Source organism: Pseudomonas sp. SMV7 (assembly GCF_052041995.1).
Classification (GTDB): Bacteria; Pseudomonadota; Gammaproteobacteria; order Pseudomonadales; family Pseudomonadaceae; genus Aquipseudomonas.
On sequence record NZ_JBKGGT010000001.1, the window covers coordinates 573,730 to 595,168 of the forward strand.

Annotated in this window: 24 protein-coding genes and 1 riboswitch; of the genes, 13 read left to right on the plus strand and 11 right to left on the minus strand. The window is 64.9% G+C overall.

From position 1 onward, the window contains the following. Positions 1-4: 4 nt before the first annotated feature. From ACLEJP_RS02805 to ACLEJP_RS02820, 4 genes are all read right to left on the minus strand, one after another. Positions 5-391, minus strand: a complete 387-nt coding sequence (locus ACLEJP_RS02805; RefSeq protein WP_440804402.1) for a cobalamin biosynthesis protein — start codon at positions 389-391, stop codon at positions 5-7. Further along, positions 391-1,077, minus strand: coding sequence for a CbtA family protein (locus tag ACLEJP_RS02810; protein ID WP_440804403.1), 687 nt, complete (start codon positions 1,075-1,077; stop codon positions 391-393). Before ACLEJP_RS02810 ends, ACLEJP_RS02805 begins: the two co-directional genes overlap by 1 nt. A 9-nt stretch (positions 1,078-1,086) precedes the next feature. Then, positions 1,087-1,275, minus strand: a complete 189-nt coding sequence (locus ACLEJP_RS02815; RefSeq protein WP_289135100.1) for a CbtB domain-containing protein — start codon at positions 1,273-1,275, stop codon at positions 1,087-1,089. Positions 1,276-1,367: 92 nt separating this feature from the next. After that, a riboswitch (cobalamin riboswitch) is annotated at positions 1,368-1,589 on the minus strand. 42 nt (positions 1,590-1,631) lie between these two features. After that, positions 1,632-2,111 carry an N-acetyltransferase family protein gene (locus ACLEJP_RS02820; protein ID WP_440804405.1) on the minus strand — a complete coding sequence of 160 codons (480 nt, stop codon included), beginning with the start codon at positions 2,109-2,111 and terminating at the stop codon, positions 1,632-1,634. Positions 2,112-2,235: 124 nt separating this feature from the next. On the opposite strand from ACLEJP_RS02820, the gene ACLEJP_RS02825 reads away from it, so the two are divergent. The 6 genes from ACLEJP_RS02825 (at position 2,236) to ACLEJP_RS02850 (ending at position 7,229) form a co-directional block, all read left to right on the plus strand. Then, positions 2,236-2,865 (plus strand): LysE family translocator, encoded by a 630-nt coding sequence (locus ACLEJP_RS02825; RefSeq protein ID WP_289135105.1) that lies wholly within the window; start codon positions 2,236-2,238, stop codon positions 2,863-2,865. Between the two features lie 21 nt (positions 2,866-2,886). Beyond that, complete coding sequence (locus tag ACLEJP_RS02830) at positions 2,887-3,771, plus strand: alpha/beta fold hydrolase (RefSeq protein WP_440804406.1); 885 nt, start codon at positions 2,887-2,889, stop codon at positions 3,769-3,771. Positions 3,772-3,834: 63 nt separating this feature from the next. Further along, entirely contained in the window at positions 3,835-4,809 is a 975-nt protein-coding gene (locus ACLEJP_RS02835) for a hypothetical protein (RefSeq protein ID WP_440804407.1), read from the plus strand. Positions 4,810-4,905: 96 nt separating this feature from the next. Beyond that, the gene (locus ACLEJP_RS02840) at positions 4,906-5,793 is read left to right on the plus strand and encodes a pirin family protein (protein ID WP_440804408.1); all 888 of its coding nucleotides are present in this window, start codon (positions 4,906-4,908) and stop codon (positions 5,791-5,793) included. Between the two features lie 60 nt (positions 5,794-5,853). After that, positions 5,854-6,783 carry a DNA-3-methyladenine glycosylase family protein gene (locus ACLEJP_RS02845; protein WP_440804410.1) on the plus strand — a complete coding sequence of 310 codons (930 nt, stop codon included), beginning with the start codon at positions 5,854-5,856 and terminating at the stop codon, positions 6,781-6,783. Between the two features lie 185 nt (positions 6,784-6,968). After that, positions 6,969-7,229, plus strand: coding sequence for a DUF1652 domain-containing protein (locus ACLEJP_RS02850; protein ID WP_440804411.1), 261 nt, complete (start codon positions 6,969-6,971; stop codon positions 7,227-7,229). A gap of 19 nt (positions 7,230-7,248) precedes the next feature. Here ACLEJP_RS02850 and ACLEJP_RS02855 read toward each other — a convergent pair whose 3' ends face one another. From ACLEJP_RS02855 to ACLEJP_RS02875, 5 genes are all read right to left on the minus strand, one after another. After that, positions 7,249-7,863, minus strand: coding sequence for a Yip1 family protein (locus tag ACLEJP_RS02855; protein WP_440804413.1), 615 nt, complete (start codon positions 7,861-7,863; stop codon positions 7,249-7,251). A gap of 86 nt (positions 7,864-7,949) precedes the next feature. Further along, on the minus strand, positions 7,950-8,237 hold the full coding sequence (locus tag ACLEJP_RS02860; RefSeq protein ID WP_225777660.1) for a hypothetical protein: 288 nt from the start codon (positions 8,235-8,237) through the stop codon (positions 7,950-7,952). A 153-nt stretch (positions 8,238-8,390) separates the two neighbouring features. Continuing rightward, positions 8,391-9,038 (minus strand): DNA oxidative demethylase AlkB, encoded by a 648-nt coding sequence (gene alkB, locus ACLEJP_RS02865; protein WP_440804441.1) that lies wholly within the window; start codon positions 9,036-9,038, stop codon positions 8,391-8,393. 281 nt (positions 9,039-9,319) lie between these two features. Further along, positions 9,320-11,551 carry an Ig-like domain-containing protein gene (locus ACLEJP_RS02870; RefSeq protein WP_440804414.1) on the minus strand — a complete coding sequence of 744 codons (2,232 nt, stop codon included), beginning with the start codon at positions 11,549-11,551 and terminating at the stop codon, positions 9,320-9,322. A 32-nt stretch (positions 11,552-11,583) separates the two neighbouring features. Continuing rightward, a complete protein-coding gene (locus tag ACLEJP_RS02875) occupies positions 11,584-12,912 on the minus strand; it encodes a hypothetical protein (RefSeq protein ID WP_440804415.1) in 1,329 nt (442 codons plus the stop codon). Positions 12,913-13,213: 301 nt separating this feature from the next. Between ACLEJP_RS02875 and ACLEJP_RS02880 the strand changes: the two genes are divergently transcribed. From ACLEJP_RS02880 to ACLEJP_RS02905, 6 genes are all read left to right on the plus strand, one after another. Then, the gene (locus tag ACLEJP_RS02880) at positions 13,214-13,576 is read left to right on the plus strand and encodes a hypothetical protein (protein WP_440804416.1); all 363 of its coding nucleotides are present in this window, start codon (positions 13,214-13,216) and stop codon (positions 13,574-13,576) included. Between the two features lie 168 nt (positions 13,577-13,744). Beyond that, positions 13,745-14,764 (plus strand): LacI family DNA-binding transcriptional regulator, encoded by a 1,020-nt coding sequence (locus ACLEJP_RS02885; RefSeq protein ID WP_440804417.1) that lies wholly within the window; start codon positions 13,745-13,747, stop codon positions 14,762-14,764. 66 nt (positions 14,765-14,830) lie between these two features. Then, positions 14,831-15,622: an AP endonuclease gene (locus ACLEJP_RS02890; protein WP_440804419.1), complete on the plus strand. Its 792-nt coding sequence runs from the start codon at positions 14,831-14,833 to the stop codon at positions 15,620-15,622. Next, the gene (locus ACLEJP_RS02895) at positions 15,615-16,565 is read left to right on the plus strand and encodes a sugar kinase (RefSeq protein ID WP_440804420.1); all 951 of its coding nucleotides are present in this window, start codon (positions 15,615-15,617) and stop codon (positions 16,563-16,565) included. The genes ACLEJP_RS02890 and ACLEJP_RS02895 overlap by 8 nt, the downstream gene beginning before the upstream one ends. 59 nt (positions 16,566-16,624) lie before the next feature. Further along, positions 16,625-17,917, plus strand: coding sequence for an MFS transporter (locus ACLEJP_RS02900; RefSeq protein ID WP_440804422.1), 1,293 nt, complete (start codon positions 16,625-16,627; stop codon positions 17,915-17,917). 10 nt (positions 17,918-17,927) lie between these two features. Next, on the plus strand, positions 17,928-18,902 hold the full coding sequence (locus ACLEJP_RS02905) for a 2-hydroxyacid dehydrogenase (protein WP_440804423.1): 975 nt from the start codon (positions 17,928-17,930) through the stop codon (positions 18,900-18,902). Between the two features lie 140 nt (positions 18,903-19,042). Here the strand turns inward: ACLEJP_RS02905 and ACLEJP_RS02910 are convergent, their stop codons facing one another. Beyond that, positions 19,043-20,008 carry an endonuclease gene (locus ACLEJP_RS02910; RefSeq protein WP_440804425.1) on the minus strand — a complete coding sequence of 322 codons (966 nt, stop codon included), beginning with the start codon at positions 20,006-20,008 and terminating at the stop codon, positions 19,043-19,045. 129 nt (positions 20,009-20,137) lie between these two features. Continuing rightward, the gene (locus ACLEJP_RS02915; protein WP_186685860.1) at positions 20,138-21,019 is read right to left on the minus strand and encodes a LysR family transcriptional regulator; all 882 of its coding nucleotides are present in this window, start codon (positions 21,017-21,019) and stop codon (positions 20,138-20,140) included. Between the two features lie 183 nt (positions 21,020-21,202). On the opposite strand from ACLEJP_RS02915, the gene ACLEJP_RS02920 reads away from it, so the two are divergent. Continuing rightward, positions 21,203-21,439 (plus strand): thiamine pyrophosphate-binding protein (locus ACLEJP_RS02920; RefSeq protein ID WP_274079936.1); only part of this gene is annotated, 237 nt, incomplete at its 3' end.

The following is a 21,439-nucleotide window of genomic DNA, read 5'->3' on the forward strand; positions in this document are numbered from 1 at the left end:
ACGTTCAACCGGCCAGGGCGAGGGTGGCCGGCCCCAGGACCTGGCGGGTCAGCAGCAACCTGGCGGTGCCCAGGCGCTCGCTGGCCAGGGCCAACGCTGCGCTTTCTGCGACCCCCCAGCAGCCGCTGTGGGCATGGGCGGCAGCAGAGCGGTGGCTGAGCAGCGCCTCGTAGGCTTGCAGTTGCAGGGTAGGGTACAGCACCAGCGGCACCGCAAGGCGTTCGGCCAGCTGGTGCAGGCCGGGCTCGTCGGCCTTGAGGCTGACACTGGCGATGCCATGCAGGTCGGCAAGCGCCAGGCCCTGGTTGTTCAAAGCCTGGCGCAGCAGTGCTTCCAGGGCATCCGCCGGGCAACCCCGGCGGCAGCCGAAGCCGGCGAAAAAAGCCTGCATCAGGCCTGGCGGGTGCGGCGGAACAGCCAGGCGCTGAGCATGCCCAGGGCCAGCCAGAAGGCGGCATTGGTCAGCCAGGAGGCCAGCTTGAACTGGTTTGCCAGTGCTTCGGGGGCAAGGCTTGCATGGACCTCGGGTTGTGGCGCGCCAAGCACATGCGGGATCACCAGCAGCGCGGTGCCCAGCACTTTCAGCAGCCAGTGGCGGGCGAACACCAGCAAGGCCAGGCCCGCGGCGGTAGCGCTCGCCGTGCCGACCCACCAGGCCTGACGTTGCCCCAGGTCGGCGGCAGCGGTACCTGGCAGTTCCGGCGGCAGGCCCAGGGTAGGGGCCAGGCAGAACACGGCGAAGCCGGCCAGGCCCCACAGTGCACCGCTGCCGATACGCCGCGGTTCGCGCAGGCTGTACAGGGCGGCGAGGATCAGGGCGAAGCCGACCGCGACCACCAGGTTGCCGCCGGTGGTCGACAGTACCCGTTGCCAGCCGTCTTGCGGTGACCAGGCTTCGGCGTCGTGCTCATGGGCTGGCACCTCGCTGCCATGCTCGTGGTGAGCCGCTGGTACCGCCGACTCGTAGGTTTCCGCCTCGAGAATCAGCGGGGCGACCCAGAAGCTTTGCAACAGGGTCAGCAACAAGGCCGCAAGCAGCCCGCTGAAACCCGCCGTGCGGGCAATGCGCATGATCATCAGGCGTACTCAGTGGCAGGGGAAGGCGGCGCTGTGGCGGGTGTCGTGGGCCGCGTTGTGCACGGCCTCGATGTGGGAAAAGCCGGCGAAGTACACCAGGCACAGGCCCAACAGGCTGGCGCCGACGGCGATGACGACACGCTGGCTGAGGGTGACCGGGGTGGTAATGCTGTGTGGTTTGGCACTGGTGACGGGCATGACGCGTTCCTCTGCTTTTTGGGGCAACGGGCAAGCGCGGCAGCCCCGGGCGTGACTGCCCAGGGGGATGCAACAGCGCCCGCCCACCGCGGGGTGTTCATGAACGCCAGGCCGGTCTCCGGGCTTGCGAGGAGGAGCCGGGCTCCTGGAAAGCATCACCTTCCCATGCTCGCCTACGGGCACAGTGGTATTGACGCTTCGCTCGCTTACCGTTGCGGGGGCAGCACCGGCTTTGTCCGGCCCTGCTCGAGGGCCTGTGACGCACCGGTTTCCCGTTTCACCCCAAGGGGGGCACCTGAACGCGAGGTGTAAGAAGAGCATGGGTTGAGCGTGGCGTCAATGTGCAAAGGGCTGGTTCAACCGCGCGCGAATGCGGCCAGCTTGTCGCCGTCCAGCCGGTAGCGCACCCACTCGTCCTGTGCTTCGGCCCCCAGCGACTGGTAGAAGCCTATCGCCGGCTCGTTCCAGTCCAGCACGCTCCATTCGAGCCGTCCGCACTGGTTGGCCACCGCTTCGCGGGCAATGTGCCGCAGCAATTGCCGGCCGGCGCCGTCGCCGCGCTGCTCCGGGGTCACGTACAGGTCTTCGAGGTAGATGCCGTTGCGCCCGAGCCAGGTCGAGTAACTGTAGAAATACACGGCAAAACCGATGGCCCGGCCGTCACGCTCGCAGATCAGGCTGTGCACTGTGCTGCCCGCGCCGAACAGGCTGTGCTCGATATCGGCAATACTGGCGACCACCTCGTGACGGGCGCGTTCATACTCGGCCAGCTCGGTGATGAAGGCCAGGATCTGCGCGGCATCAGTGGGGACGGCAGGGCGAATGGTGACGGTCATGGCGAAGGCTTCCTTGGGCGCTTTTGGTCGGTACAGTAATGTGTATCTACGTATTTTTCTAAAACTGTACCAGTCGCCGGCAAGGCGACTCCGTTAGTGTGACAGCACCCATGAAGAAAATGGAATGCCCGCCATGCTTGCCTCTGCCGACCTGCTGACCGCCTTTGTGCTGTTCGCCTTCGTGTCCTCGATCACCCCGGGGCCCAACAACACCATGCTGCTGGCCTCGGGGGTGAACTTCGGTGTGCGCCGCTCGATTCCCCATGCCATGGGCATCAGCGTCGGTTTCATGGTGATGGTGCTGGCCGTAGGCCTGGGCCTGGGCGAGGTGTTCAAGGCCTGGCCGGCGCTGTACACGGTACTGCGCTACAGCGGCGCAGCCTACCTGCTGTACCTGGCCTGGAAGATCGCCACCTCCGGGCCGGTCGGCACGGCCTCGTCCGCCGCCCGCAAACCGCTGGGCTTCTGGGGAGCTGCGGCGTTCCAGTGGGTCAACCCCAAGGCCTGGGTGATGGCAGTGGGAGCCATTACCACCTACACGCCGGCGCAGGGCTATGTGGCCAACGTGATCGTGATTGCCGCCCTGTTCGCCCTGGTCAACCTGCCCAGCGTCGGCGTGTGGGTGATGTTCGGCAGCGCCCTGCGCAACCTGTTGCAGAACCCGCGCTGGCTGATGCTGTTCAATGTCCTGATGGCCTTGCTGCTGGTGATTTCACTGTACCCGCTGCTGTTTGTAGAATCGGCGTTTTCCTGAGCCTGCGAGCACGCCAAACCGATGCAGTTGATTCCCTGGTCACACGAATGCGCTGAAGGCTTCACCCTGCGTGGCTGGCGAACCCCGGCCAGTGGCCGGCCGCTGCTGCATTTCTTGCACGGCAACGGCTTTTGCTGCCTGACCTACCAGCCCTTGCTGATGCGTCTGGGTGAACATTTCGACCTGTGGCTCAGCGATGTCCAGGGCCATGGCGACAGCGACCATGGTGGGGCATTTCGCGGCTGGAATCGTACCGCCGCGTTGGCGCTGGAAGCCTTCAGCGCCGGGCGCGGCGAGTATGGCGAGGTACCGCGGTTTGCCGTGGGGCACAGCTTCGGGGGCGTGCTCACCGGCTTGATCCTGGCCAGTGAACCGCACCTGTTCAGCCGTGCCGTGCTGCTTGATCCGGTGTTGTTCAGCCGGCGCATGCTCGGGGTAATGGGCGCGGCTGCATTGCTTGGCCTGCACCGGCGCCACGGCCTTGCACGCAAGGCTGCCAGCCGCCGCAGCCACTGGCCCGATCGAGAGACAGCGCTGGCTTCGCTGCAGGGCCGCGGCATCTTCAAGGGGTGGACTGATGCAGCGCTGCAAGCGTATGTCGAGCATGCCATTGGTGATTGCGGCGAGGCGGTGGTACTCAAGTGCCGGCCCAGCCGCGAAGTGGAAATATTCAGCTCGTTCCCCCGGCGTCTCTGGGCCAGCCTGGCGGCGATCTGTACACCCACACAGGTCTTGTATGGTGAGCATACGTACCCCTTCGTGCCCCATTCGGTCAACCGCCTGGCAGCGCTCAATGCTCGGGTGACCAGCAGGCAGGTTGCCGGTGGGCACTGCTTCATGCAGGAACATCCCGAGGCTTGTGCCGATGCCGTGCAGGCATTCCTGTTGCAGCAACCGGCGGGATAGTTTTCCAGACAGCGTTGCGCAGGACGGCGTGGGTAACCTTGGGCTTTTCCCGAGCCTATGTCCATGACCAGCCAGACCTTGCTGACCCCCGCCTATCTGCAAAAGCGCTACGACTACTCCTGTGCCGCAATCGAGGCGCTCAGGAAAACCATGCACAGTACGCTGGCACCGCTGACAGCCTGCTCGCCCCTGGCTGTGGTCAGCGTGGGCTCCTACGGCCGATGCGAAGTTTCCCAGGTTTCCGACATCGACTTCTTCATCGTGCATGACAGCAGCTTGCCGGTGCAGCGTCTGGACCAGATATTGCGCCAGGTCGGCGACATCCTGCGGCCTGTCAGCCACCCGGGCGAGAGCGACGTGGCCAAGTTCGGCCGGGAAGCGTTGGCCCGCTATGCGGACCTGAGCGAGCACATAGGCTGGAAGCGTGAAGGCAGCAGCGCGTTGACCAGGCGCATGTTGCTGCTGCTCGAAGGCCGCCCCCTGTATGGGCAGGCCGCCTTTGCCAGGTGGCAACATGACCTGCTGCGCCGTTATGTGCCTGATGACCATGGCCACGGCCTTGCCAGGTTCCTGCTTAACGACCTGATTCGCTACTACCGGACCCTGATGGCAAACTTCGAGGAGAAAAGGGCCGAGGGCAAGGCCTGGGGGGTACGCAACGTCAAATTGCTGTTTTCCCGGAAACTGCTTCTCGCAGGCGGCATCGTAGCCATTGCTGAAGCGCATGGCCTGCCTGCGCCAGCCAAGGTCGACCGCCTTCGACAGTTGCTGGCCCTGACCCCGTTACAGCGCCTGGCCACGCTCGGCGCTGACAACCCTCATAGCGACGCGCTGTTCGAAGACTACGCAGTCTTTCTCGAGTTGATTTCCTCGGCGGAAAACCGCCGCTATCTGGACCGACTGGCGCCTGAGCAGGCAATGGCGGATCCGCTTTATCGGCAGCTGCGCAAGCGCGGGCAAGCCTTTTCGTTGCAACTGGAGCATTGGTTGAGGTCGCAATACCCGGGGCACCCGATACTCCACGCCATGTTCTTCTGATTGTCCCTCAAGTAGGACGATGTATGCCATTTCTGCCGGCTACTGCCTGATTGGCATCGCTGGTAAGGTGATCGCAGCCAAGAGAGGAGCCTTCTCATGAAAAGCATACTGGGTATCCACCGCAGCCCTCACGCCCATTGGGTGGGTGATGGCTTCCCGGTGCGCAGCCTGTTCACCTACGACAACCTGGCCAGCCAGATCAGCCCGTTTCTGTTGCTGGACTATGCCGGCCCTCATCCGTTCACCCCGACCAGTGCGCGGCGTGGCGTCGGCCAGCATCCACACCGCGGCTTCGAAACCGTGACCATCGTCTACCAGGGCGAGCTGGAGCATCGTGACTCCACGGGTGCCGGTGGCTTGATCGGCCCCGGTGATGTGCAATGGATGACCGCCGCCAACGGCATCATCCATGAGGAGTTCCATTCCCCAGGCTTTGCCCGCAGCGGCGGCATGCTGGAAATGGTTCAGCTGTGGGTCAACCTGCCGGCGCGGGATAAACGAGCAGCCGCTGGCTACCAGACCCTGCTGGCCAAGGATATTCCGGTGGTCGAGTTGGACGGCGAGGGCGGTAGCCTGCGGGTGATCGCGGGTAACTATCGCGGGCATCCGGGGCCGGCGCGCACCTTTACCGCCATGGACGTCTGGGACTTGCGTCTGCATGCCGGTGCCACGCTGCGCCTGCCGGTGGCGGCCGGGCGCAACGCGGCGCTGGTGGTGTTGCGCGGCAACGTGCGGATCAACCACGAGCGCGAAGCTGGCCCGGCCAGCCTGGTGTTGCTTGACCGGGCCGGTGAAGATGTTGTCGTGCAAGCGCTGGAAGGCGCCAGCGTGCTGTTGCTCAGCGGTGCGCCGATCGACGAGCCGATCGTCGGTTATGGCCCGTTCGTGATGAACAGCCAGGCGGAGATTGCCGAGTCGTTCGATGATTTCCATGCCGGGCGGTTTGGGCAGATGCAGGCCGCGCAGGCCCCCGCGGCCACCTGATCGACACTGCGGCGGCGACAGGGCCGGTACAGGTCACGCATTTGCTGGCATGATGCAACCATGGCCAAGCTCAGTTCGTTGCACATGTTGCGCCGGTCGCTGCCCGGCGCCCGCCAGGAGACCCTGTGGCTACGCTACCGTGCCCCTTACCACTGGCCTTCGATGCTGGCGTTCCTTGCTGCGCGCTGTATTCCCGGCGTAGAAACCTGTGTGGACGGCAGCTACAGCCGTTCGCTGGTGGTTGCCGGCCGGCATGCCGTGGTGCACGTTACGCCTGCGGGCAACCAGCACCTGCGCATTTGCCTCGAGGGCGTTCCGGCGCGGGCGCTGCCTGGTGTGATCGCCAGGCTGAGGCGAGTCTTCGACCTCGATGCCAACCCTGCGTGTATCAACGCCGGGCTTTGCGCCGATCCGCTCATGGCCCGCCTGATCAAGCAACGCCCAGGCTTGCGCCTGCCGCAAGGCTGGGACGCCTGTGAGCAAGCGATGCGCACCGTGCTGGGCCAGCAGATCAGCGTAGCCGGGGCCATGACCCTGGCTGGCCGGCTGGTGCAGCGCCATGGTCAAGCCCTGCGCCTGCCTGTGCCGGGCTTGAGCCACGTGTTCCCGACGCTGACGGTTTTGGCGGCGGCGCAGTTCGACAACCTCGGAATGCCGCGGGCTCGCGCCGCAACCCTGGGCACGCTGGCCAATGCCTTGCTGGCCGAGCCCGGCTTGCTGCGGCGCGGGCAGAGCCTCGATGCACTGCTGTGCAAGCTGTGCCAGCTCAGGGGCATCGGGCCATGGAGTGCGCACTACCTGGCGCTGCGCCAGGCGGGTGCGGCGGATGCTCTACCGTTGGGCGATGTTGCATTGGTCAAGGCGTTGCGCAGGCTGGAAGGAGACCAGGCGCAACTGGCCGAACGGGCCCTGGCCTGGCGGCCGTGGCGGGCTTATGCGGCCCAGCACCTGTGGGCGTCGCTGGGGCCTGACAAGACCGCTCGTCGTTAACTTTGTCATCGCGTCCGAACACCCGGCCCGCACCGGCAATCTTCCACTAAGGTGCTAGAGGATTCCGGCACCATCATTGCCCCGGCGCATGGACACCTGCCGCGGCATGCGCAATATCAATTGGCACCTCGCCTGACAAAGGTGTACTCACACACAACAGGCCATCCCACAGAGAGGGTCGTACCATGTCGTTGATAGGAGTTTCGATGCTGGAGATGCGGCAGATGATCGAGCAGGCCTGCCTGCCCGACCGCTGTGAAGTCAGCTGCCCGGACGGCGCCAACCTGACCATCCGCCTGGGTCAGGGTCAGAGTCTCGACGAAGGCGTGACCCTGAGCGGGGTCCCGCTGCAAAGCCTGAACAGTTGCCGCGACCTGGTCAACCTGGTAGGTCAGCTGCACGCGCTGCGTAGCACTCACCCGGCGCCACTCAAGGCGATTGCCTGAGTGGCCCATCGCGTTCCGGTCAGCCCAGGCTGGCCGGGCGCACATATTCTGGCATCAGGCCATTGAACCAGAACAGGATCATCGCCACCAGGATGGTCACCAGCAGCAACAGGCCCACCCCCCAGACGCAGGTCGCGAACAGCATGGCCTGTTCTTTCTTCAGCCGCAGGAACGTCTGCAAGCCGCCATACAGCAGCACGCTGGCATACGCCGAGGCCGCCAGCAGCGCCGCAACGGCCAGCCAGCGGATCGGCAGCAGGCCGACCACGCCAGCGAAGAACCAGGGCGTGGCGCAGTAGGCAGCGAAGCCGATGCACTGGTTGAGGCTGGGCTGGGTATCGAAGCCACGCGCCATCCAGCGAATCATCACGCCCATCAGCATGACCCCGCCCACCGTGGTGGCATAGAGCAAACCTGCCAGTTGCGCGGCACTGCCCATGCTCAGGCGCACCCGCTCCTCGGCGGCAAGGCTCCAGCCGAAGGTGGTAGTGCCGACGAACAGGCACACGGCGGGGATCAACGCCAGGGCCAGCAGGCGCGGCAGGTATTGCTGCGGGTGGTCTTCCTCGGCCCGGCGGATGTCCAGCCAGGCGTCGGCGGGGTGGGTGAAGAGCTTGAGCAACGGACTGTTCATGGCATTCTCCGGCAGGCATGGGCTCTTTTGTATGGAGGCATGCTGCGCCCGGCAGGTTCAGCCGGGTTGGTCACCGTCGATCGGCTTTACTGCAGTTCCAGCAGCAGGTTCAGGCCGCCATCCCCGCACTTGCCCTGGTCGCGGACCACACCGTGGTAGCTGCGTCCATCCCAGACAAACGCCACGCTGTGGGCGCGTTCCACCTTGTCGGGCAACGGCGGGCAGATGTGCAGGCGCAGGCCCGGGCGACCTTGCAGGTTGAGGGCGGCAATCTGGCACTGGCATTCCATGCTTTGTGCGACCGGGCCGAACAGGGTGTCGCGTACGTAATCGAGTTGCAAGGAAGCACTGGGCGCGCGGCAGGGCATTTTCATGGTCGCGCTGCTCCGTTGCGAAGACGGTTGGCAGAGTACAGGTAGGGCATGGCGGGCTCCAGGCTGAAATGGCATGGCCTTTCCTTTGAAGCTTGCCAGGCCAAGATGTTCAACCTGTTTCATGCGCGTTCATCCTGCTTGCACAGGTCCGCTTCAGCGCCCGGCCTTGCGCAGGGTCAGGTTGATCCGCCGTTCGCCCAGGCGCGGATGTACGCCGGGTTTGACCGGTAGCACACCGTGGAAGCGCAAGCGGTCTTCGCCGCCCCAGACCAGCACGTCGCCATGGCTCAGGGCAATGCGCCGGGTCTTGTCGGCGCGCTGCAGGCCGCCGAACAGGAAGATTGCCGGCAAGCCCAGGGACACCGACACGATCGGTTGGCCGAAGTCCACTTCGTCGCGGTCCTGGTGCAGGCTCAGGCGGGTGCCGGGCAGGTAATGGTTGACCAGGCAGGCATCCGGGACGAAGTGGTCGAAACCGGCCATGGCCGCCGCCCGGGTGGCCAGGGCCAGCAATACCGGGGGCAGGGCGGGCCAGGGTTTGCCGCTGAGCGGGTCGCAGGGGCTGTAACGGTAGCCCTGTTCATCGCTGACCCAACCCAGCGTGCCGCAGTTGGTCAGCCCTACCGCCATGCGCAGGCCACCCGGGGTATGCATGTGCCGGAACGGCGCCGCGCGCAGTACCGGGCGCAGGGCGTCGAGCACGGGCTCGACTTCGGCCAGGGCGAAGCCGGGCAGCAGCACGGTATGACTGGCCAGGCGTTGTGCCTGAGGGCCGAACAGGTCGAGGTCGGACTGGATCATGTGCTCGGTATCGGGTTGGATGGCGACCATTGTAATGCGCCTGGCAGGCTTGGCCTATCTGCGGGTTTGCAAGGTCTTCAACACCTGTACCAGTGCCGTGGGCCTGCCCACGACAGGGCGAAACAAAACCGGACGCCACGAAAAAAGGAACCGCGGCACCAGGGAGAGGAGCACCGCGGTTCAAGGGGGAAAGCTGTACTGCTGGCTCACAGTGGCCAGGTTGTCACTGCCGAACTGGCTGACGGCGGTGCCGACAGATGTTTCCTCGCGACCTCCGACAGTTACCGCACAGCGACGTTGACCGTGCGCGTGGTGCCTTGGCTGGTGGTGATCGTCGCCGTCGGTGTCGCAGTCGGGATGAGCGTGGTGCTGTTGCGCACCGCCAGGCGCCAGCGCCCGCCCAACGCCACTGTGGCGGTGCCCAGGGTCTGCACCCCGCTGGTCGTGGTGGCCCGCACGGTGACGGTATTGCCGGTGGCTACCGACGAAGTGCCGCTGAAGTCCCAGTTGTAGCGGTTGTTCGAGCGCGCCGTGACGGTGGCTTCCGTGACCGTGAAGGTTTCGACGACGGGCCGTGGCGACACGTTGACGGTGACGGTGGCGGAATTGGACAGCGCCCCCAGCGAGTCCCGTGCCTGGTAGCTGAATGTCGTGGTGAAGGCCGTGGTGACCGTGGCTGGCGGGGTATAGGTCACCGTGGTGCCGTTACTGCTGACGCTGCCTCGGCCGGCGGCTGGCTGGGTCACAGCGGCAACGACCAACGGCAGGTTGCCTTCCGGGTCGGTGTCGTTGGCCAGCACGTTGATGGTCAATGGCACGCCGAGGGTGGCGACCGTTTCCGGGTTGGCTGTCGGTGCCCGGTTGGGTGCAACGTTGACGGTGACCGTGGCCGGTAGCGACTTCAGGCCTTTGGCGTCTACCGCGCGGTAGCTGAAGCTGGCTACCAGCGGCTGAGTGGCTCCGGCGGGTGGGGTATAGGTGACCGCAGTGGTGCCGTTCATCACTACGCTGCCCAGCCCCGTACCGGGTTGGGTCAGGTCGCTGATGGTCAGCGGTACGTTGCCGTCCGGGTCGCTGTCGTTCTGCAGCAGGTTGAGGGTAATCGGAATGCCGACACTGGTGCTGCCGCTGTCGGCCTGGGCCAACGGCGGCTGGTTGGCCGCCTCGACCGGGGCGTTGCCTATGACCACCACCGGCTCGATATCGCTGCCGCCGTGTGCCGACTTGACGGTGATGCTGGCCGGTGGCTGCGCTACGTCGTTGATAGTCAGGCTCTGTAGCGTGCCCGACCTGGACAGCCGGCCATAGCCTTGGGCGATCAGGTCGGGAATGGCCACTTCATCGCTGGAGCTGGCCTCGATCAGCAGGCGTTTGCTGGCCCATTCGTAGCGTGCGGTGCTGACCTTGACCACGTCGCTGAGCTTGCTCGACAGCGCTGTCGGCCGGGTACCGGCGGTGCTGTTGCTGGCGGTCACCACCACCACCGGCGGCGGCGCGTCAGGGCCAGGCTGCTGGTGGAAGAACAACCCGTTGTTGTCGGCGGTGAGGGTGAACTGGCACGGCGAAGGCGGGTTGCCGGCCAGGGCCAGGCCGTTGCGCATGCACAGGCTGGCTTCCTTGGGGGCGTTGGCGAACACTTCGGTGCGAGTGCCGCTCGCGCTGCGTGAATAGGTAGCACGCTGCAGGGTCACCGGGGTCTGGGCGCGTGGGTCCAGTACCTTGCCAGAGACTGCGAAAAGGCTGGTCTGAAGGGTGCCGGCGGGGCCTTCGATGCGCACGAAGTTGGTGTTGAACGGGCTGCCGGTCACCGCTTCGGTGATGTTGGGGTCGCCAACATAGGTTTCGCTGGCGCCCGTATCGGGATTGACCTCGATATAGGGCCCGCCGACTCCTTTCAGCCAAGGGCCGATCGCCCCGGCCAGCGCGCCCCGGAAGTTGCCCGGCGCACCAATGCCTATGTCACGGGTGATATTGATCGCCCGCCGGCCGGCGGCGGTGACGTTGACCGTCTCCACGCCGTAAGGGTGGGTGATGGTGTAGGTACCAGTACGTGGCACGGAAGCCCGGATACGGATGCGGGCGAAGCTCTGTTGATCGCCGTCCACCGGGTTTCCCGCTGCGAAAGCCGCCTCCAGCCCGGCGACGTAGACTTCCAGCTCATAGCCACTGTTGCCCACTGCGGGGATCGAGGTTTCCGCGAGGAACCAGAACATCTCCGGCGGCCAGTTATCCGGGAATACCAGCGGCAGGGTATCGTCATAGATGCCGGGTTCGGGCAACAGGGTGCACATATACGCCGGTGCACCTGCCGCGCCTGGCGCGCGCGTGCTGGTCGCACGTGACTGGCACAGCTCCAGGGACTGGTCAAGGCTGTCCTTGTACCACATCGGGTAGCCACCGGTGGCGAAGGTGTAAGGCCCCGGGTCGACGTCGGACAGCACGGCAAAGGCAGTGCCGGTAACGCCAAGAGAGAGACCGGCGGCCAACAGTGCACGGCGCGACCAGGTGTTCATGCTACCTCCTTCAAGGCTCGGCCTTTGTCTGTTCATGGCACCAGCACCACGTCTTCGGTGTCGCTGCCGCCGCTGGCACTGGTGACTGTCACCTTGGCCGGCGGGATGGGGGACAGGCTTGTATTCAGGCTCTTCAAGGCGCCGTCGCCGCTGAGGTCGCCGATCAGCGTGCCGTTGCCGGTGCGCGCGGTGAGCACCGGCGGAGTCGTTTCGTCGCTGCTGCTGGCCACCAGGGTCAGCTGGCCGGTGGACAACCGGTACTGGGCCTGGATGATGGTGACCAGGTCGGTCAGCGGCACGTTGGCGATGGTCGGGCTGCTGGTGGGGATCGCCGCGCGGTTGTCGGCATTCAGGGTCAGCACCGCGCCCACGCTTGGGTTGAGTACCGACTGCGCGTACCAGGCGCCGGTGCCGTTGGCCTCGGAGAGGTTGAGCTGAGGGGCCTGGCTGGTCAGGCTGACGCTGGCCGGTGGCGGCGGGGCCATCACGAAAATGTCCTGCTGGGCACGCAGGTCGCCGTTCTCGGTATGCCGCGAGTAGGTGCTGCGCTGCGGCATCAAAGGGGTTGGCAGGGCCACATCGGAGAGCTTGCCCGAGACCGCGAACAGCTCGGTGCGCAGGTCGATGCCGCCCGGGCCCTCGATGCGCACGAAATTGGTCTTGAACGGGCTGCCGGTCACCCGCTCTTCCAGGTTCGGGTCGCCAATGAAGCGCTCGCTGCCTTCACTGTAGGGCCCATTGACGCTGCGCAGGAAAGGCCCGACATCGCCTTTCAGCGCGCCGCTGAAATCGCCCGCGCCGGCAATGCCGATGTCGCGGGTCATGTTGATCGCCCGGCGCCCGCCGGCAGCGACATCGAACACTTCGACACCATAGGGATGGGTAATCACGTAGGTGCCGGCGGTGGGGACGTCGACCCGGATTCGCACCCGGGCGAAGCTGACCTGGTCACCGGCGAGCGGCTCTCCCGAGGCAAACGCCGCTTCGACCGCCGTGCCGTAGCTTAGGTTTATGCCGCGGCTGGCATCGACGATGGCGGCGTCGGCGGTGAACCAGAACGCCTCGTCCGGGAAGTTGCCGGGGAAGACGATCGGTTGGGTATCGTCGAACACGCCAGGGGTAGGCAATAACGTGCACATATACGCAGGGGCGCCAGGGGCCCCCGCAACACGCGAGCTGACCGCCTTGGTCAGGCACAGGTCAAGGGCGCGACCATGGTTGTCCTGGTACCAGGCGGGGAAACCACCGTTGGCGGCCACGTAGGCGCCTGGATCGACAGCGTTCAAGGCAGCCTGTGCCGGAACCTGTAGCATGCCGATGAAGATCGCCATAGCCAGCGGGCGGGGAAGCGATCGGTGCATGAGTCATTTCCTCCTGCAAACAGGCCCATGGACTTGGGGCTGGCAGGAGTTGGGCAATAGCTATGCCAGGTAGCGGAAATCGTGCTGCAGGCCTTGCGTTGCAAGGCCCTTGCCTTTCGCGCAGGCAATTTTCAGGCGTGTCGGGTGGGCCGCGTTGCCCCAGCATTGGGGGCAACAGCGGGCCTATCCCCGACAGCCACCTCGGCGTAAAGAAATAATTGGAAAAATAAATGCCACTTTTTTGCCATCGGCCACCTCTTACCCAGACGAGCTAATCCTTTCGGGTGGGAGGGCCATTGCCATGTCGTTGAGTTTCACGCCTGCACAAGCGTTGCGTGCCAACAGCCTGTATCGGATGTCGCCGATGGTGGCGTGGTTGATCGAGGAAATAGGCACGGCCCTCGCGGTGTCAGCCGACCTCGCCGGGCGACACGAGATGGTGGATACCCTGTTGCAACGTATCGAGGACGTAATGGCCGGTAAGCCGCAGGCTTGCACGTTCTTTGCCTATCAGCTTCAGGCCTGGAGCCGGGAGTGCCACTTGCCGTCTGAACGGGTGGCCGAATTCTACATGGCCGCACGCGCGCTGAAAGCGATGGTCGAGTCAATGTCAGGGGCTGCTCCCGATTCGCTGGACAAGAATGGCTCCAGATTTACTCGATAGGAATTTTGGCCGGTTAAAGTCTTTTCATTCAATGGCATAGCGCCGCTAGTTAAAGTTCCAGTTAAGAGTCTGCGCGTCTTGCCGACCAGCGGCGGCTTGACGAACGGGTACGGTTTTGCTGTATTGAAACCGGTTTCATCGGTACCACTACAATCATAAGGACCGCCCATGACCGACGCGCCTGCCCATGCCCGCGAACGGGTCACCATCAGCGAAGTAGCGCGTGTCGCTGGCGTTTCCAAGGCCACCGTCTCGCGGTATATCGGTGGCGATCGCCAGCTGCTGGCCGAGGCCACAGCCAAGCGCCTGGAGCAGGTCATCGAGCGTCTCGGTTACCGCCCCAACCAGATGGCCCGAGGCTTGAAGCGCGGCCAGACGCGGCTGATCGGCATGCTGGTGGCCGACATTCTGAACCCCTATTCGGTAGCCGTGATGCATGGCGTGGAAACCGCCTGCCGTCAGCACGGCTACAGCCTGGTGGTGTGCAACACCAACCGCGACGACGAGCAGGAGCGTCATCACCTGATGGCCCTGCAGTCGTACAACGTCGAAGGGCTGATCGTGAACACCCTCGGCCACCATCCCGGCGACCTGCTCAACCTGCAGCGTGATATCCCCATGGTACTGGTCGACCGGCAACTGCCCGAGCTGCATGTCGACCTGGTCGGCCTGGACAATGCCGACGCGGTCGAACAGGCCCTCGACCACCTGCAGGCGCAAGGCTATCGCGATATCCTCGCGGTCACCGAGCCCCTGGATGGCACCAGCTCACGGCTGGAGCGGGTCGAGGCGTTCGGCGCTTCGATCGGCCGTCGGCCCGGCATGCGCCAGCAAGTGCTGGAAATCAACCCTGGCCTGGACGGCCAGCTGGCCTCGTTCCTCGCGGGCAACGGCCATGGTCCGCAGGCCATCTTCACCTTCAACGGCATTGCCACCCTGGCCGTGACCCGGGCGCTGCACCAGGCCGGGCGCAACCTGTTCGCGGAAGTCGGGCTGATTGCCCTCGACGACCTCGACTGGTACCCGCTGGTCGGTAGCGGCATCACTGCGCTGGCCCAGCCCACCGAACGTATCGGCGTGGCGGCATTCGAGCGCCTGCTCGGTCGATTGCGCGGCGACAGCGGCGCCGCCAGGCGCATCGACTTCAAGGCCAACCTGATCATCCGAGGTTCAACCCAGCCACGGTAATTGGCAGCAGGCGACTGCTGGCGGTTACTGGATAAAAATGAAACCGGTTTCAGAGGGATAACAACAATGTACGCGAACCCCGTTTCCATCAGCCTCTCCAGCTATGGCGCCGAGCTGGTCAGGCAGCATGGCCAGGCGCATTTCCTCGACCTGCTGGCTGCCGCTGGCGTTACCCGCGTGGAGCTGCGCGAAGAGTTGTTCAGCTGTGCGCCAGACACTGCAGCACTGTCTGCAGCCATGGCTGCGTTGCGCCTGGAGTGCCTGTATTCCACACCCCTTGAGCTGTGGACCGAGCAGGGCCTGCCTGACCCGCAGCTCGCGCCGAAGCTGGCGACCGCGCATGCTCTCGGTGCTGTGGCGCTGAAGGTTTCCCTGGGGCACTACCGGGACGGCTGCGATATGGCGGCGCTGGCGCGGTTGTTGCCCGGGCCCGGGCCGCTGCTGCTGGTAGAGAACGACCAGACGGTGCAGGGTGGCAGAATCCAGCCGCTGCTGAGGTTCCTGCAGCGCGCCGAAGACCTGGGGCTGAGCCTGGGCATGACGTTCGACATCGGTAACTGGCAGTGGCAGGGCGAGCCTGCCCGACAGGCTGCACGCCAGCTGGGCCGCTGGGTGCGTTACGTCCATTGCAAGGCCGTGCAGCGCCTGGGCGATGGCCGCCTGGCTGCCGTACCGCCCAACGCCGCGGACCTGCAGGAATGGGCTGCACTCATGGCCGAGTTCACGCCTGGCGTGGTGCGTGCCGTCGAATACCCCTTGGTCAGCGACGACCTGCTGGCACTGACGCGCGCCCAGGTGCGCGCGCTGGCGGCGCTGGGGCGCCGTGCGGCAGCGCGCGAGGTGCCGAGCCATGCGTGAACATGACGTGCTGTGTTTCGGCGAGACCATGGCCATGTTCGTCGCCGAACAGGCCGGCGACCTGGCCAATGTCAGCCAGTTTGGCAAGCGCATCGCAGGTGCCGACAGCAATGTGGCCATCGGCCTGGCGCGGCTCGGCTTCAAGGTCCGCTGGCTGAGCAGGGTGGGCGACGATTCGCTTGGCCGTTTCGTGCTGGACAGCCTGCGCCGTGAAGGCCTGGATTGCTCGGGCGTGGAAGTCGATCCCGGCTATCCTACCGGCTTCCAGCTCAAGGGCCGCTGCGACGATGGCAGTGATCCGGCGGTGGAGTACTTCCGTCGTGGCTCGGCGGCCAGCCGACTGTCGCCAGCGCTGCTCCGCCCGGGCTGCCTGCAAGCTCGCCACCTGCACGCCACCGGCATCCCGCTGGCCTTGTCGGAAGGCTGTCGGGCGCTGTCCCATGCACTGGTTGATGGCATGCGTGCCGCCGGGCGCAGCATTTCCTTCGACCCCAACCTGCGGCCCTCGCTGTGGCCTGACCCGGGCAGCATGGTGCGCGAGATCAATGCGCTGGCGGCCAAGGCTGACTGGGTGTTGCCAGGCCTGGAGGAGGGCCGCTTGCTCACCGGCCAGCACACCCCGGCAGACATCGCGGCCTTCTACCTCGACCTGGGGGTGGCCCGGGTGGTGATAAAGCTGGGCGAGGCGGGAGCCTACTTCCGTAGCGCCGAAGGCGAAGGCCTGGTCGCGCCAGTGCCGGTCAGCCGGGTCGTGGACACCGTCGGCGCCGGCGATGCCTTCGCCGTCGGCGTGCTCAGCGCGCTGCTCGAAGGCCGGCCCTTGGCCGACGCAGTGGCACGCGGCAACTGGTGCGGCAGCCGCGCCGTGCAATCGCGGGGCGACATGGAGGGGCTGCCGCTGCGCCATGAACTGGAGGTTCACGAACTGCGCAAAAGCGCGTGAACACCTCATACCCCGAATCACCTGTTGCAACAAAAACAACAAGCTCAGGAGAAGCACACATGCACAAGCAAAGCCTGGCACCTCGCCGCTGGTGGTACCTCATCCCGATCGTCTTCGTCACCTATAGCCTGGCCTACCTGGACCGCGCCAACTACGGCTTCGCTGCCGCTTCCGGCATGGCCGAAGACCTGCAGATCACGCCCGTGCTGTCCTCTTTGCTGGGGGCACTGTTCTTCCTCGGCTACTTCTTCTTCCAGGTACCTGGCGCCATCTACGCCGAGAAGCGCAGCGTGAAGAAGCTGATCTTCGTCTGCCTGATCCTCTGGGGCGGCCTGGCCACGCTCACCGGCATGGTCAGCAACGTCTACATGCTGGTCGCTATCCGCTTCCTGCTCGGGGTGGTGGAGGCGGCGGTAATGCCGGCGATGCTGGTGTACCTGTGCCACTGGTTCACCCGCGCCGAGCGTTCGCGTGCCAACACTTTCCTGATGCTTGGCAACCCGGTGACCATCCTGTGGATGTCGGTGGTATCGGGGTATCTGATCAAGCATTACGACTGGCGCTGGATGTTCATCATCGAAGGTTTGCCGGCTGTGGTCTGGGCGTTGTTCTGGTGGCGCCTGGTGGACGACCGCCCGGCGCAGGTGAAGTGGCTGAGCGCGCAGGAGAAAGACGCCCTGCAGCAGGCGCTGGCCGCCGAGCAGCAAGGTATCAAGCCGGTGAAGAACTACCGCGAGGCGTTCCGCTCGCCACAGGTGATCATCCTTGCGCTGCAGTACTTCTGCTGGAGCATCGGCGTGTACGGCTTCGTGTTGTGGCTACCGTCGATCCTCAAGCAGGCGGCGAAGGTCGATATCGTGGAGGCCGGCTGGCTGGCGTCGGTGCCTTACCTGGCGGCGGTACTGGCCATGGTTGGCGTGTCGTGGGCGTCCGACCGCCTGCAGAAGCGCAAGCGCTTCGTCTGGCCGCCGCTGCTGATCGCCGCTGTCGCCTTCTATGGCTCGTACGCCCTGGGCAGCCAGCATTTCTGGCTGTCGTACACGCTGCTGGTGGTCGCCGGTGCCTGCATGTACGCACCTTATGGGCCGTTCTTCGCGATCGTGCCCGAGATCCTGCCAGCCAATGTCGCCGGCGGCGCCATGGCGCTGATCAACAGCATGGGGGCGCTGGGGTCGTTCGGCGGTTCGTGGCTGGTCGGCTACCTCAATGGCGCCACCGGTGGGCCCGGTGCTTCTTACCTGTTCATGTGTGGCGCGCTGCTCGCCGCAGTGGCACTTACCGCCGCACTCAATACGTCGCGGACCTCAGGCCGAGCCAAGCGCGGCGGTTCACGTCTGGCCATGAGCCAATAGGAAACCTGTGATGAAGAAGCGAATCGTCCTGTACAAACGCCTGTCCGGGCAGTTGATGGCGCGCCTGCAAGCGCACGTCGAGGTGACTTGGGTGGATATCAACCAGCCCGACGGCCTGGCGCGCCTGCGCGACGCCTTGCCGGGGGCACACGGGCTGCTGGGGGCCAGCCTGCGGGTGGACGACAGCCTGCTCGATCTGGCGCCACAACTGGAGGTGATAGCCAGCGTTTCGGTTGGCGTGGACAACTACGACATCGCCGAGCTCAGCCGGCGCCGGGTGATGTTGACCAACACTCCCGACGTGCTGACCGAAACTACCGCCGACACTGGCTTTGCCTTGATCCTGGCCACCGCGAGGCGAGTTGTGGAACTGGCCAACTGGGTCCGCGACGGCCGTTGGCAGGCCAGCCTCGGCCCGGCACATTTCGCTAGCGATGTGCATGGCAAGACGCTGGGAATCGTCGGGATGGGCCGTATCGGCGAGGCCTTGGCCAGACGCGCCGCAGCCGGCTTCGGCATGCGTGTGCTGTATCACAACCGGCGTGCCAGGCCTGAAGTGGAAGCGCGTCATGGTGCACGGCAGTGCAGCCTGGATGAGCTGTTGCAGCAGGCGGATTTCGTTTGCCTGACCGTGCCACTGAGTGCCGGCACAGAAGGCTTGATCGGAGTGCGCGAGCTGGCGCTGATGAGGCCTGAGGCGATCCTGGTGAACATTTCCCGCGGTCGGGTGGTGGATGAGGCCGCATTGGTCGAAGCGCTGCGTGAGCGGCGCATACGCGGCGCCGGGCTGGATGTGTTCGTACAGGAACCGTTACCGCTGGACTCGCCACTGCTGCAGCTCGATAACGTGGTGGCGACCCCGCATATCGGCTCGGCAACCGAGGAAACCCGCGAGGCGATGGCACGTTGCGCGGTGGATAACTTGCTCAGCGCACTGGCAGGTGAACGGCCGGCGAATCTGGTCAATGAAGTACCCAGGGTCTGAGGTTGCGCCTGCTTCGCGGATACGTCCGCTCCTACGAGGTGAACCGCGCCGGCCAAGGCTGACGCCGTAGCTGCAGGAGCGACTTCAGCCGCGATCACCGGCAAAGCCGGTGCCATCCACCATCCCTTCCAGAAGCTGGCTTACCGGCAGTTGCCCGCCTTGCGGTAGCCCGCCGCTTGCGCCTCACCCTCGCTGGCGAAGGTGACCTGGTTCTTCGGGGTGACCTGGGCATACCCCGGGCAGCCGCTGGCCAGGTGATAAACGTGGCTGTTGCGGTTGCCAAGCACCACCCCCACCGACCCGCCGCCGGCCAGGCTCGGCTTGGCCTCGGCCTTGGTGGGCTTCGCCGTTACCGCTTGCACCACACCGCTACCTTGCGGTTTGTAGTCGGCGGTCCATTTGCGCTCGCCGGTCACGAACGGGTTGGCGTGGCCCATGATCGCCGCAATGCGGCGCTCACGTTCTTTCTCCCAGGCCGATACCGGGTACTGCCGGTCCCAGGCCATCAGCACCTGCTGCTGCTGGCGCGACATGTTCAGCTTGTAGCGGTCGTACATGTAGAACGTGGTGCGCGCCACCAGGCCTTTCACTTCATCCCGCGGTTCGGCGGCCCGCTGCACGAAGTCGACCTTGGTGCTGCACTGGCCGTACTGCCCGGCATTGCCATTCACCATGGCGTAATTGAAGTTGCTGCGGTCGCCGTTGACCTCGCCCACCGCCGGGTAGAGGTTGAACAGGTCGGCTTCCATGGCGCGGAACACCGGGTCATCGTCGACGCAGTGTTCGCGGCCGCCGTTCTTCCAGCACTGGCGCTGGCTGCCGAAGGTGTAGGCGGGCACGATGTGCTCCCACTCGGTGCGCTCGGCGCGGTTTTGCTGCTTGCGCGTCTGGTAGCCGCACGAGGCGGTATCGATACGCCCGCCGGACTTGCCCACCCAGGTCCATTTGCAACCGCAGTACAGGTCGCCCATGGCACTGCTGGCCTGGTCGAGGTACACCTTCTGCTTGGCTACCACTTTGGCTTCGGTGAAGGTCGCCGGGGGGCTTGCAAGGGCCGGCAGGGTGAAGGAAAACAGTAAGGTTGCAGCGTAAAGCAGTGATTTCATGGGAAAAACATATTTCGCGGAGGGGCCGGCATTGTAATGGTTTCGCCGAGGCTGGCCAGCCTGCTGAATCAAGGCCCGGCCTTGACCCGCCGCGCAACCTCACCGCCTTGCCCCCCAAAAGGTTTTGCCTCAGCGCTCCAGATAATGGGTTTGCGCGGCAAAGTCGATGAACCGCTTGCTGGCCAGCGACAGGTATTCCCCCGACCGCCAGCACAGGCGGAAGCTCATCAGCTGCGCCGGTCGGAACGGCACGCCGACAATGCCTGGTGTGCGCTGCTGCACCGAGCGCAGCAGGGTGGCCACGCCCATGTTGTCCAGTGCGGCCTGCACCACCAGCGAGACGAAGTTGCTCTGCAGCGCCACCTGGTAAGTGATGCCGTGTTCGGCGAAGAACGCGTCCAGCAGGTGGCGCTGCACGAAGGTGCGATCGAACACCACCATGTCGGTATTGCGCAGGTCCTCGGCGGTGAGGAAGGCCTTGTCGGCATACGGGTGGTCGGGGTGCATGCACGCCAGCATCTCGTCGCTGCCCAGCAGGATCGATTCCTTGTCTGGCGGAACACGCCTGGACTCCAGTAGCGCCAGGTCGATTTCGCGCTGTTCCAGGCGCTGGCCAATGTCCTCGGCGCTGCCTTCGAATACGGTCATGGCGATGCCCGGGTAAAGCCGGCGGAAGGCGTTCATCAACCCGGGCACATAGTGCAGGCCGAACATGGGTGGAATACCCAGGCGGACTTCGCCGCGCTTGAGGTCAGCCATGTCGCGCAGTTCCTGGCGGGCCACGTCCATTTCGCGCAGGGCCGAAGCAATCCGCGGCAGGAACCGCTCGCCCTCGGCGGTGAGAATGACTTTGCGTGTGGTGCGGTTGAACAGGGTCACGCCCAGTTCTTCCTCCAGGCGGGTAACCGCCATGCTCAGCGCCGGCTGGGCGATGTGCAGGTGTTGCGCGGCTTTGGTGAAGCTGCCTTGGCGAACGATTTCGACGCAGCAACGCAATGCCTTGAGATTCATGGTCGGGGACTACTCATCAGAGGGGTTCATTCATAACGAACTGTGATCTCAGGCATCATAACAATATATTTATTATTATTAACCGGAGGGCCTACGATGCGCGCCACTGAGACATCCTGCAACATCTCAGTCACGCAGCTTGATAACGCTGCATCCCACGAAGATTTTGAGGTAGTACCCTAAATGGCCAAGGCCGCCGATGTCGTTGTGCAATGCCTGGAAAACGAAGGTGTCGAGTATGTATTCGGCATTCCCGGTGAGGAAAACCTCGACTTGCTGGAATCCCTGCGCAAGTCGAAGATCAAACTGGTACTGACCCGTCACGAGCAGTCCGCAGGTTTCATGGCCGCCACCTACGGCCGCCTGACCGGCAAGACCGGCGTCAGCCTGTCCACCCTCGGCCCCGGCGCGACCAACCTG